This window comes from Arthrobacter sp. 35W, from assembly GCF_000482545.1.
Taxonomy (GTDB): domain Bacteria; phylum Actinomycetota; class Actinomycetes; order Actinomycetales; family Micrococcaceae; genus Specibacter.
Genome location: NZ_KI519454.1, coordinates 1,384,182 through 1,395,458, shown reverse-complemented (window position 1 = coordinate 1,395,458; position 11,277 = coordinate 1,384,182). Strand labels below are relative to the sequence as shown.

Here is an 11,277-nt window from a genome sequence, read left to right as displayed (position 1 = left end):
ATGGGAGGACTCTCGGTGGAGTCCAGGCCTCGCAAAGGCGGGCGCGGGACGATAGTATCATTGAAACGATTCATGACGAAAGGTCTGACCATGGATGCACTCATTCCCCCCGGCACCTCGGCTGAACTCCTCTACACGGGCGCCGCATGGACAGAGGGGCCGGCCTGGCTGCCGCGCACCGGACGGCTGCGCTTCAGCGACATCCCCAACAACCGGATTCTTGACTGGGACCAGGCGAGCGGAGAAACAACAGTGGCCCACGCGGAGGCCGAGTTCGCCAACGGCCGAACCCTCGACCAGCAGGGCAGGATCGTGCAGTGCAGCCACGGCCGCCGCGCCATCGAACGCGAAGGGGCCGACGGCGGGACCGAGATCCTCGTGGATCGGTGGGAGGGTGGCCGCTTCAACTCCCCCAATGACGTCGCGGTGGCCGCCGACGGGTCCATCTGGTTCACCGATCCCCCCTACGGCCTCCACCCCAGTGGGCGCGAGGGGCGGCCGGGGCCCCAGGACTACGAGGGCTGCTATGTCTTTCGCTTCGACCCCGGCACGGGCGTTGCCTCCCCCGTTGTCACCTCGATGACCCATCCAAACGGGATCGCCTTTTCGCCCGACGGAGGCACCCTTTACGTCTCCGACACCGGATTCTACGGCCCCCATCCGGAGGCCAAGCACATCCTCGCGTTCGACGTCGACGGCGGCCACGCCGCTGCCGGCCGCGTCTTCGCAACGGTCCCCCACGGCGCCTCCGATGGATTCGCCATTGACCGCGAAGGCCGGCTCTGGAGTTCCGCGGGTGACGGAGTCTATGTCTACGCGCCCGACGGCGGACTCCTCGGCCATGTGCCCATCCCGGAGACAGTGTCGAACGTCTGTTTTGGCGGCGACGATGGCAGCGATCTGTTCATCACCGCCTCGTCGTCGCTCTACCGCCTAAGGACGCTGACGACCGCCCCGCATCCGCCGACGGGCCTCTAGCCGGGCCTTCCAATGAAGACGCGCACTCCCCATGGGGCGAGCTGAACGGATCCCGTGTGGACCAGCCGGGCAGGGTCCAGAAGGTCCATCAAGGGCGCGGCAAGGGGGACGTCAACCGGAGCAGCACTCCAGTTGTGGAGGAACCAGATGGTCTCCATGGCTGCGTTCACCGCCCCATGAACCGTCACATGCCCGGGCTTCTGCGGAACCACCGTGGAGGCCAGAATGCCGTCGGCTCCAGTGCCTTCGGCGATGGAGCGCAAGAGATTGGCGAGAGTGGCCCGGTCCGGCAATGTGCCCACCGACACCACCCGCCCGGCACCGAAGGAATTCTCGGCTACTGCTGCCCACCGGCCAAGGTGGGGATCGTCATATCCGAGCAGCGCCTGCGCACCTTCAAGTTCAAGGGCGTCCGCCCATGCCTCGGCCGTGCCCTGCCTTGCGGCGCCGTCTGCATCATCGCTGGGAGCCTCGGACCCCGGCCGGAGCAAGGGCACGAGTCCGCGAAGGTTGGACGACTCGCGGGCACTTACCCCCGCGGCGGAACGGAAGGGGCCCGGGAGCGCCGAGACGCGCGCCCGCCCCAACTGGTCCCCGGCGCCACTGCGGATCCCCAGAACAAGCGTGCCACCCATCTCCGCATAGGCGCAGAGCACGTCCGCGGCGTCGTCCGACAACACAGAAGCGCCTGCCACGACAAGGATGGGGAAACGGTCGAGCAATTCACACGCGGAAGGCAGCTGCTCCACGGCGAGAACCCCAGTCTGCAAACCGGCGTCAAACGCCGCTTCTACAAACCTTCCAACGATGCGGTCATAGCTCCACCGGTCCGGTGCACGTGAGCCGTCCACTGCGAGCGGCGGCTGGAACTGCATCGCCCATCGGCTCTCGCGGCTGAACAGGAATCCGACATCCTCCTGCGGTTGGAGCCCACGCAGGGATTCGCCTGCGGCGGCCAGGCCCGCGCCGATGGCGGCAATCTCCCGATATGTGCGGCCAGGCTCGAGGTCGTGGCCAAGAATGCCGCCCCAGGCCTGCTCGGCTCCGTGGTGCAGCGTATGCCAGTGCCAGTACTCCACCAACGTGGCACCACGGGCGATGAGAGCCCATGCGACCTGCGCCAGCTGGCCGTCATAGGGAGGGAAGTTCAGATGGCTTCCCGCAATCGAGGTAGCCCCGGTCTCCGTCACCAGGAAGGAGGCGCCCTGGGAGGACCTCATCCTGTCGGCCTGTTGGATCAGACCCGCCGGCGACGTCGTAAACCAGTAGTCCGCACCGTACGACGCCGATGCGTCAGCGCCGAGCGCGTCCTGCATCTCGAGATAGGCATTGCCTGAAACGACATCCAGGACCCGCCCCAGCCCGACGTCATCCACGGCGGCCCGGTTGTAGGCGATGCACGTGGTGATGAAGCGGTCCTCCGGCACCAGCTGGCGGGCAATGTCCGCCTGCCACGCAATGAATTCAGTGGTCAGGTCCGCCTGGAATCTGCGCCACGCCAGATCGTACGCTGGAGTCGTGTTGCCCCCGGGATGCCAGAGTTCATCCCAGGTGGATATCCGGTGCGACCAGTACGCAAGCCCCCAGGCTTCGTTCAGGTGCTCCACGGAATCGTAATCCCCGCGCAACCGCTCCACGAACCGGGCGACCACCGCACTGTTGGCGATGAGGTGCAGCCCTGGTTCATTGTCCACCTGGATCCCGACCACTGCCTCATGGCGGCCATAGCGCGCCAGCACGTTTCTGATCAGACGCTCGGCGTACGTGCGAAACACCGGCGAGGTAAAGTCAACCTCCTGCCGCGCACCCCAGCGCACCGATGCTCCATCGACGCGCTCAATGGCCAGCTCCGGGTGCTTGTTCGCCAACCACGGCGGAACCGCGTAGGTGGGCGTGCCCAGGATGACGTCGATGGAATTTCCCGCCGCGGCGTCCAACACAGGTTGCAGCCACTCGAGATCAAAGCGGCCATCCGTCGGCTCCCAAGTTGACCACACGGATTCACCAACGCGGATGAGGGTGATCCCCGCCTCCCGCATGAGTTCCATGTCGCGGGCCAACCGGCCCGGGTCCGGAAGATACTCGTTGTAGTAGGCCGCACCCAGCTGCGGATCCCGGGCCAGGAGCCGCGGTCTGCCGGATGAATTCTGTCCTGTGGCACGCATTGGAGCTCACTTCCTTGTCGATCGAGGGCCGTCTCTTGCGCCGATTGAAACGTTCTAATACTATGTGCATAGTCTTCTCATGACGAATTTATATGCATTGTTAGCGCTAACGCTTCGTAGGCAGCAAGCAAGGCACCACACGACAACGACGTTAATAACAGTGGAGAACGCACTATGAAACGATTCCAATCCCTCGTCCTGGGCGCGGCACTGCTGGCCACCAGTGCTCTTGCCGGATGCGGCAGCAACAACACAGCGGCCACGAGCCAAGACACAACCCTGACAGTCTGGGCACGCGGCAATTCCGTACCCAACGACGTCGAAACCATATTGGCGAAGAAGTTCCCTGAGTGGACCATCAAGTTCCAGAACATCCCTGATGTGGAGGACAAACTCCGCGCCGCCCTGCGATCCAAGAGCGGACTTCCCGACGTTGTCATCATGGGCGGCAGCCTCCCCTCCTTTTTCCAGGTTTCAGACCAGTTCCTTGATCTAAGCGCGGAGGCGAAAGCAAGCGACGCAACCGCCGCATCACTCAAAGCGGGCGTGACCCTCGACGGCAAGCAGATGGCACTGCCAACGGACATCGGACCGTGGGGCCTGTTCTACCGGGCCGATGCATTCGAGGCATTGGGTTATCCCTCGGATCCCGAACAAGTTGCGGCCAAACTTGACTCATGGGAGGCCTACAGCAAGCTCGCCGAAGCCGCGGCCGCGAGCGGGAAGCATGCCTGCGATACTGCAGCCCAGGTGTACCAGGCACGGCTCGCCCAGAAAGGCTACGCATATGTACAGCTGAAGGACGGGAAGGAAGTCAACATTGCGGACTCCCCCATTTCCCGAGATGCCTTCCTCTATGCAGGCAAGCTCGCCAAGGACAAGACCTGCGCCAACGTTAAGCCGTACACACCCGAGTGGAACGCCGCAACGACCCAGGAAAACCTCATTGCGTTCGTCGGACCTGCCTGGGAAGACGGAATCCTGAAGAAGGCGGCGGAGAAGCAATCGGGAGCCTGGCGCGTTGCCACTGTTCCGGGCGGCCCCGTGGCCACGGCCGGCTCGTTCGTGACCGGATTGGCTGCCTCCAAGTTTCCTGACGCTGCGCGCCAGCTTGCGGCCTACATGGGCGGCAGTGAGTTCCAGAAGGCCGGCTACCTGGACAAGGGCCTGTTCCCTTCTTCCAAAGGGGTCTTCGCCGATCCTGAAGCAGCAAAGCCGGTGCCGTTCTACAACGGTCAGGACACTCTTGGCATGCTGGCGAAGTCGGCCACGGACGCACCTTCCGTCTACCAGGGCAGCAACAGCACCGTAGTCAGCACCCAGTTCTTTGTCGCCATGACCGACATCGCAAATACCGGCGCAGACCCGGCGACCGTGTACCAGGACCTCCTCAAGACCACCGCCTCAAAGTAAGGATGGCGGTGGCGGCACGGTCCGTCCTACGGACCGTGCCGCCACGCGCCGCAGGACCCACCATGACCCTTATGACTCGACCACGTACCCGCCCGAGCGCCCGGCAGACATTGAAGCAACGATCCGTGTGGACGTACTGGCGTGAGTACCTTGCCATTTCGCCCTTTTTCATTCTATTTGCCGTTTTCGGCCTGTTTCCCCTGGTCTACGCCTTGTATCTGTCCACGGTCTCGTGGGACGGACTGGGGAAGATGACGCCTGTTGGATTCGACCAATTCATCCGGCTGTTTACCTCCGGCGAGTTCCAGAGTGCACTCAGCAACACGGTGGTCATTTTTCTCACGGCACAGGTGCCTGTGGTGGTCGCTGCCCTCGGCGCGGCGGCGCTGCTCAGCTCCCGTCGGCTTGCGGCCAAGGGTCTGTACCAGACGCTGTTCTTCCTGCCCCAGGTGACATCCATCGTTGCCGTGGCCATCGTGTTCCAGTCACTCTTCTCCAACGAGTACGGCATCATCAACAGCGGCCTCCAGGCTGTTGGCCTGGACAAGGTGCCCTGGTTGAGCACGGAGTGGGGAACACGGCTGGTGGTTTCGATCATGATCTTCTGGCGCAGCTTCGGCTATTTCGTGGTCATCTTCCTGTCCGGCATGTCCTCAATTCCGCCATCCCTCTACGAGGCGGCACGGTTGGACGGCGCAGGATCATTGAGAATCTTCCGATCAATCACCATTCCCATGATCTGGCCCACGATTCTGTTCGTGGCAGTAACGGGGACCATTAGCGGATTCCAGATCTTCACCGAGCCGCAGGTCCTCACCAACGGTCTCGGTGGTCCGAACGATTCGGTAGTGACCATGATGTTCCTCCAGGTCCGCTACATGGGCGGGACTACTCAAACGGTCCCCACCGATCTCGGCTTTGCGACGGCCATCGGGTGGGGAATTTTCGCGGTACTGATACTTCTGGCCGCCATCAATGCACGCGTCATGGGCAAACGACGAAAGGAAGCATCATGAAACAGGGTCGTCTGGCATGGCTGAAACATCTTGTCCTCTTGCCTCTTGCGGGCCTATTTGCCTTTCCCTTCTATTGGCTTCTGGTCATGTCGACTGGGCGCACATCGGACATCTTCGGTAGCCCACCACGGCTCATCCCCGGTACTGAATTCTTCGCAAACCTCGGCCGCCTGCTTGAGAGCGTCAATTTCCTTCAGGCCTTTGCAAACTCCGCCGTCGTCTCCATCTCGGCGACGCTGCTGACGGTTGCAGTCGCCGCCCTGTCCGGTTTCGTCTTTGCCACGTTCCGTTTCCCGGGCCGCAATTGGTTGTTCGGGATACTGCTCGCCACCATGACTCTGCCGACCGGTGTGATGCTGGTGCCCACCCTGCAGATCTACGTGGATCTGGGCTGGATCAACACCTATCTGCCGCTCCTGGTTCCGGGAGCCGCCAGCGCTTTCGGCATCTTTTGGATGCGGCAGGCGGCGCGGGAATCCGTGCAGTATGAGGTGATCGAAGCCGCTCGCGTCGATGGTGCCAGCTTCCTTCGGGTCTTCTGGCACGTCGGCCTGCCCGCCCTTCGGCCGGCCATCGCGGGCTTCACAGTATTCCAGTTCATGTGGAATTGGAACGAATACCTTTGGCCCTTGCTTGTCCTCAATGATTCCAACCTGTATACGCTGCCCGTCGCCCTCCAGCAGCTCAACGGCTCGTATGGAACCAGCGACTACCCCGTGGTCATGGTCGCGACACTGCTGGCCACCATCCCCCTGATCGTTTTGTTCCTCCTCTTCCGCCGCCAGGTCATGAGCAGTGTGAACTCAGGGGCGGTGAAGGGCTGACCATGGACGGAATCGACCGCAAATCAGTCGTCAACCGCCACCGGATCAGCCGATCCACCGTCGACGTCGAATCGCCATTGAGTGTTGGCAACGGAGAGTTTTGTTTCACCGCCGATGCGACGGGCCTGCAGACTTTCGCGGACTGGCACAGCCGCTCGGCCTCACGGGCTGGAAACCGCAGCGGCATGCCGCTGGGAACCCAGGCACAGTGGGCGTACCATTGGGCACCCAACCCCCATGGCCTCGACCTTGAGGACACCATGGAGGAATTCCCGACACCCGACGGCATGTCCCGCAGGTACCCCACCGCGTACGATTGGCGGCTCAGCGATGATGACGCACGGCGTGACCAGCCGGCCGGACACTACTTTTGGGTCAACCCACAGCGACTGCATTTGGGTCGGATCGCCTACGTTTTGCGCCATCCAGACAGTGGCGCCGACGTCGTTGACCCCACAGAGCTAGAGGACATCGACCAGTGCCTCGACCTCTGGGGTGGACAGATTTCCAGCGCGTTTTCCCTGGGCGGGCGCCGCACCTGGACAAGAACCGTCGTGCATCCCCGCCGCGACATCCTGGCCGTGTCGGCTTCGTCCGAGCTGTTTGCGACCGGGAACGCGCGGATCCGTCTCTCCTTTGCAACAGTGCATGATTCGTGGGAGGCCGACGAAGACTGGGGCCGGCCGGACTCGCATGCCACCAAGGTTGTCATTGCTGACGACGGGGCCGCCCACATCACCAGGACTGTCGACGCATCCACCTACTCAGTCCGTGTGCGGGCGGAAGGCGCCGCCATAGAGGCTGCGGGGCAGCACGGAATAGACATCGTTCCGAACGGCGACGCCGTGGACCTCATCGTGGAATTCACTCCTGATCCTTGTGCCCGGCCGCTCCCCTCTGCTGCCGAGGCCTTTGCCAGTGCTGCCGAGCACTGGGGGGCCTTCTGGCAGAGCGGCGCCGCGGTGGACTTTGCCCGGTCTTCCGATGTACGGGCTGCCGAGCTGGAACGCAGGATCGTCCTGTCCCAATACCTGACAGCCATCCAGTGCGCGGGATCGCTTCCTCCGCAGGAGAGCGGGCTGGTCTGCAATTCCTGGGGCGGAACGTTCCACCTCGAAATGCATTGGTGGCACGCGGCGCACTTCGCCATGTGGGGGCGCCCTGGACTGCTGGAGCGCAGCCTCGAATGGTACCGCCGCATCCTGCCGACAGCACGCCAGAACGCGGCGCGGAACGGCTACGCCGGAGCGCGTTGGCCCAAACACACCGGTCCCGAGGGCATCGACAGCCCTAACGACATTGGACCGCTCCTGCTGTGGCAGCAGCCCCACCCCATCCACTTTGCCGAACTCATCTATAAGGCCCGGCTGGAAGACCCTGCCGTTCTTGAGCGCTACGCGGATCTCGTGGAAGAATCCGCCGAATTCCTGGTCAGCGTTTTGTGGTGGCAGGACGGAACCGCCCACCTGGCGCCGCCCCTCATGCCTGCCCAAGAGCGGTACGACTCATCGACCACGTGGGATCCAACATTTGAGCTTGCCTACATCGGCTGGGCGCTGGACGTCGCCTGCCAGTGGCGCCGGCGCCGTGGGCACCACGTACCGGATTCGTGGCAGCTTGCGGCGCAGCGGCTGGTTGATCCCCCGGTGTCCGAGGGCCGGTACGAGGCTGTGCGCGGCGCGAGCCAGTTGATAGACCACCCGTCGCTCCTGGGCGCCGTCGGCTTCGTGCCGCAGACGGGCAGAATCGACCTCGAAACGATGGGTCGGACCCTCGACTGGGTGCTGGAATCGTGGGAGTGGAGGTCCACCTGGGGGTGGGACTTCCCGCTTGTCGCCATGTGCGCCACGGAACTCGACCGCCCGGACGCTGCTTTGGAAATGCTGCTGTCCCCCCTGCCGAGAAACCGGGTGCTCTCCAATGGCCACAACTTCCAGGTTGCGAACCGGCTGCCGCTCTATCTGCCGGGGAACGGGGGGCTCCTCGCCGCCGTCGCCAAGCTGCTCACCGAAGGCGACGGCACCACTGCCCGTCCGCTCCCCCAGGGCTGGGATGTGCGCTTCGAAGGCTTCGCACCGCGGCCTTGACCCGTTGACACATCCCCAAATCTCGAAAGGAACCCCGATGAATGCATCCATTTCCCTGGCCGATCACGTCCGGCCGGACCAGCGCGGCACGCAACTCCTCCTCGCACCGAGCCACCGGCCAGGTGATTGGAACAGCCACGGGGTTGACTGCCCGTTCGTCTTCCGGGTGGGCGGCAGGCGCGGGATGACGGTGGTCGGGTGGGACGGCATCGGCTACCAGACGGGGCTTAGCTGGTGGGACGGAACTGCATGGTCACAACCGCAACTCGTGTTCGGTCGCGATGCCAGCGTTCCGCACCGGAGGCACAATGCCGCGTTGACGTCCATCCTTCGCGACAGTTCGCTCTACGGGTCAGGTGAACTCCTGACAGTGGACGGCTGGTACTACGGGACCTTCCATGCCTACCCCGAGGCGGGCTACGAAGAGGGCTCTGCCGTCATCGGCATTGTCCGCAGCCGTGATCTGCTGGCCTGGGAGGAGTGGGGGTCCCTTCTCCGCCCAGAGGACGGCGGGACCTGGGAACGCGGGGGACTGTACAAGTCTTGGCTTATGCAGCACGACGGCAGGTACTGGCTGTTCTACAACGCGAAGGACCGGTCCACCGGGCGTTGGATTGAACAGACGGGGGCAGCAGTTTCGGAGGATTTGTTGACCTGGCGCCGGATCTCCGATCAACCACTTCTACCCGCCGGTGCACCCGGATCGTTCGATGAGCGGTTTGCCTCGGATCCGTGCGTCCTCCAGGCTGACGACGGTACGTGGCTGATGTTCTACTTTGGGCTGGGCGCCGACGGCCACGCCCGGGAGCTTCTGGCGCTGTCCCCCGATCTGTTGGCCTGGACCAAGGTGCCGGGCACGATTCTCGATGTCGGCCCGGCCGGTTCGATTGATGATGTGCATGCCCACAAGCCGTCGGTGATCGCGGACGGCGAACGCCTCGACCACTACTATTGTGCCGTGCACCGGCTGGTCCGGCCAGTGGTGATCGGCGAGACGGTGCAGCCGGAACTTCGTGGCATCGCCGTTGCCTGGCGCGATCGGCGCTGACGCGGTAATGGTTTGTGTCGGACCACCAGTCGGTCGGACACAAACCAGGGCCCGCGCCCCGTCAGCTGACGCGGCGGATGCGAAGTGCGAGTGCCTCGCCCGCCGGCAACATGACCGGATTGGTCCCAGCGGCGAAGGCCTCGTTCTTGTCCACATCCGTCAGTTCGAAGATCGTCTCGACCGTCTCAACGGTCATATTCCAGGTGTCAATGACGTCGACCTGGAAGCGGTCGCCAGCCCTCAGCTCGATGCCCATTCCGTCCTGCGGAAGCCGGAAAGTCCACGTTTCGGGAGCTGAGCGGCCAAGATACTGGAAGTAGATCCCGCGTGGGATGCCCGCGACAAATCCTGCGTCCCACCAATTGTCGATGGGGTCCAGGCCAACTCCATTGACGTTGTCCAGCAGGCCCCGTAGGAAGCCAAGCCTGGCTGGACTCTGGCCCGTCAGCCGGCCGCCCTCAACGATGTGGAGGCTGCCGCCGCCGAGCGCAAAGGACTCGCCATGGGAGGCGTAGCATCCCGAGACTGTTGCAATCCAGAACTGGTGCACCAGCTCCTGGCCCGTGAGGCGGCCCCACCGCTCGGGTATGTCACCTTCATATTTGATCTCATCAAACACGATCGGCTTGAGATAGGCGTCGCGAAACAGCGACGCCCGCCCGAAATCCTCGGTGGCCTGGCCGAGCTGGATGGAGGCATGGGTTACCCACGGCTGGTTGTGGTTGTAGAAGCGAACCCAGTTGTGGATGGACCTCAAGTGCTGATGGGGATCAATGGCCGCGAGCAGCTCACCGGCGGCGTCCCACCGCTCCGTTGGGCGGTCCAGGATGTCGAACTCGTTGCACAGCGACCACCACACATTCGGGAACGCGGACAGCCGTGCGGCGAGGTAGCGCAGATAGGCGGCGTCCTCAGCTTCGGTCAAGCCTTCAAGGCCGAATCGTCCATTGTCGTACGCGTTGAAGATCAGTACATCGGCCTGGATTCCCCGGGATTGCAGGAGAACGACGGCGTCATCGAGCCGCCGGAAGAACTCTATGACAGGCCGTGAGATGTCGTAGCGCCCATCACTGCCGCGCGCAAAAGGCAACAGCTCGGGGAAGTGTTCCACATAGCCGCCAGCCTGCGGGAAGACCAAGAACCGCAGCTTGTTGAATCCGGCATCGACCAGCGAGGCGACGGTCTCCACGAAGCGTCCGTGCGGTTGGTGCAGCCAGTTGTACACGGTTGCACCAACGGGCCGAAACGGTGTGCCGTCGTCATGGGCGAAGTGGAAGGTGCCGGCCACCCTGACAGGGCCGTGCTCCCCCATGACTGGTCCACCCACGTCGATGATGCCCGCCACACCTGACAGCTCGTCAACATCGGAAATTGTTGCCCACGTCCACCGCCCTTCATGCTCCGGGGTGAACCGGGCGAGGTAGCGGTCGCCGCCGTCCCAGAATCCAGGCACCAGCCTCGTGCGGCCCGACTCATGCTCAAAGGCGACGGTAAGTGGCACCCGGTCCGTGGGTATGGGCTCGACTGGGCCGGTGAATAAGAGCTCAAGCACCGCGTAGCGGGGGTGCATCATGTGCATGGTCCTTTCAGGGGGCCGGACAAGCCTGCGGTCTCTGCTCCATATCGTACTTGAAACGTATCAAAATTGTGTGAAGTGGCTCGGTCCGCCCAAATTCCTAGCGCGGGCCCGCCGGGAATGGCATCATCAGGAACCAGTGGTGACGTTCATCGACCGTTGTTAGAACG

Annotated in this window: 8 protein-coding genes; 6 read left to right on the top strand and 2 right to left on the bottom strand. The window is 63.4% G+C overall.

The window, feature by feature from the left end:
- Positions 1-72 precede the first annotated feature (72 nt).
- Positions 73-978 (top strand): SMP-30/gluconolactonase/LRE family protein, encoded by a 906-nt coding sequence (locus K254_RS0105990; protein WP_231391759.1) that lies wholly within the window; start codon positions 73-75, stop codon positions 976-978.
- Here the strand turns inward: K254_RS0105990 and K254_RS0105985 are convergent.
- Entirely contained in the window at positions 975-3,143 is a 2,169-nt protein-coding gene (locus K254_RS0105985; protein ID WP_081709927.1) for a beta-galactosidase, read from the bottom strand. The two genes, K254_RS0105990 and K254_RS0105985, sit on opposite strands and share 4 nt — an antisense overlap.
- 174 nt (positions 3,144-3,317) lie before the next feature.
- Here K254_RS0105985 and K254_RS0105980 point away from each other — a divergent pair, with 174 nt between their 5' ends.
- The 5 genes from K254_RS0105980 (at position 3,318) to K254_RS22045 (ending at position 9,531) form a co-directional block, all read left to right on the top strand.
- Entirely contained in the window at positions 3,318-4,556 is a 1,239-nt protein-coding gene (locus K254_RS0105980; protein ID WP_026554591.1) for an extracellular solute-binding protein, read from the top strand.
- A 62-nt stretch (positions 4,557-4,618) separates the two neighbouring features.
- Positions 4,619-5,572, top strand: a complete 954-nt coding sequence (locus tag K254_RS0105975) for a carbohydrate ABC transporter permease (protein WP_026554590.1) — start codon at positions 4,619-4,621, stop codon at positions 5,570-5,572.
- Complete coding sequence (locus K254_RS0105970; protein ID WP_026554589.1) at positions 5,569-6,396, top strand: carbohydrate ABC transporter permease; 828 nt, start codon at positions 5,569-5,571, stop codon at positions 6,394-6,396. The genes K254_RS0105975 and K254_RS0105970 overlap by 4 nt, the downstream gene beginning before the upstream one ends.
- Positions 6,397-6,398: 2 nt before the next feature.
- On the top strand, positions 6,399-8,483 hold the full coding sequence (locus K254_RS25920) for a hypothetical protein (RefSeq protein ID WP_035749054.1): 2,085 nt from the start codon (positions 6,399-6,401) through the stop codon (positions 8,481-8,483).
- 37 nt (positions 8,484-8,520) lie between these two features.
- Positions 8,521-9,531 carry a family 43 glycosylhydrolase gene (locus K254_RS22045; protein WP_051388904.1) on the top strand — a complete coding sequence of 337 codons (1,011 nt, stop codon included), beginning with the start codon at positions 8,521-8,523 and terminating at the stop codon, positions 9,529-9,531.
- Positions 9,532-9,592: 61 nt separating this feature from the next.
- On the opposite strand, the gene K254_RS0105955 is transcribed toward K254_RS22045, so the two are convergent.
- Complete coding sequence (locus tag K254_RS0105955; RefSeq protein WP_231391851.1) at positions 9,593-11,101, bottom strand: apiosidase-like domain-containing protein; 1,509 nt, start codon at positions 11,099-11,101, stop codon at positions 9,593-9,595.
- Positions 11,102-11,277 lie beyond the last annotated feature (176 nt).